Genomic DNA, 1,235 nt, shown 5'->3' with positions numbered 1-1,235 from the left:
AATGTTTTGCATTTAAGCTATTGCGGCATTGTATTTACATTTAATTAACCATTTCAATAGTGATTTATTCTTTTCGTATTGCTGCGCAACTGCCATTAATCACTACTTATGAGTATTTATGCATCAAGAAAGTAAAATAGAGAAGTGAATTTTTATAAAAGTTATGTAATACAGGGGTTAGACGAGTCAAAATGGCGTGCATAAGCAGACCATCAACCATGAAACGCATAGTTTTGCATTCCACTTACACCGTCAAAAAGATGAACAATTTGTTAAGAAAAGTGATCGAGATCAGATCGCTCTGCGTGCAAGAAAGTTGGCTAACAGCTCATGTCCTTGCTCAGTTTTGATTGATTCTGGATGAAACTGCACAGCATCAATAGGCAGGGTTTTGTGCTGATATCCCATAATTTCGTCCATGCTTCCATCAGGCAGTTCCGTCCAAGCGGTCAATTCAAACACATCGGGTAACGTGCCGTTTTTCACCACGAGAGAGTGGTAACGGGTTACCGTAAGTGGGTTATTTAGATTTTTAAACACACTGCGACCCGTATGGCGGATAGGCGATGTTTTACCATGCATGACTTGTCTCGCACGCACAACTTCACCACCGAACACTTGCGCAATGGCTTGATGGCCAAGGCACACCCCTAAAATAGGAAGCTTACCGGCGAAATGCTCTATCGCTTGCAGGGAAATACCCGCTTCGTTTGGCGTACAAGGCCCAGGGGAAATCACCAAATGGGTTGGATTGAGGGCTTCGATACCTTGAATGTCGATTTCGTCATTGCGCACGACCTTTACCTGAGCGCCAAGCTCGCAAAAGTATTGGTAAAGGTTATAAGTGAAAGAATCGTAGTTATCGATGATCAACAACATAGCGTGTCGGCTGCTCCAATCCGTTTTGGCAAGGCTTAAGGATCAATTGTCTGGTTTACCACAATTGAGGGCGGTATTTTGCAACACCCAATTAGAAAGGCAAGTCTTTGCGCAATAAAAAGGCCAGCATCGGCTGGCCTTTGAGTTTTACAGCTATGTTTTTAGGAAAGGAGTGGCTTAACGGCGGCGGCGGAACAAACCAAGTCCAAGCATTGCTAGCAGTGCACCCAACCCAAACGAACCACCATCAGAGTCTTTCGAATCTGTGGTGCCCGTTTCAGGTTGAGTCATAGAGACTGCACGAGCAGAGCTAAACTTAACGACGTTGCCAGTCGAGTCTGTCACTTTCTCTTCCA

The 1,235-nt window shown here is 44.4% G+C and carries 2 protein-coding genes; both read right to left on the bottom strand.

Annotation, left to right across the window (positions count from 1 at the left end; translation table 11 throughout):
* Positions 1 to 291: 291 nt before the first annotated feature.
* Positions 292 to 879 (bottom strand): aminodeoxychorismate/anthranilate synthase component II, encoded by a 588-nt coding sequence (locus R7Q47_RS25180; RefSeq protein WP_005458124.1) that lies wholly within the window; start codon positions 877 to 879, stop codon positions 292 to 294.
* A 177-nt stretch (positions 880 to 1,056) separates the two neighbouring features.
* Positions 1,057 to 1,235, bottom strand: a 179-nt coding sequence (locus R7Q47_RS25175) for a GlyGly-CTERM sorting domain-containing protein (protein ID WP_318090052.1), incomplete at its 5' end; no start/stop codon positions are given.

This window comes from Vibrio sp. Vb0349 (assembly GCF_033338975.1).
The sequence above is the reverse complement of the archived record's forward strand: the minus strand, read 5'-3'. Positions and strand labels throughout refer to the sequence as shown.

Coding starts and splice junctions, on each gene's coding strand:
- R7Q47_RS25180 (WP_005458124.1), bottom strand. CDS start 879: ATGTTGTTGATCATCGATAACTACGATTCTTTCACTTATAACCTTTAC.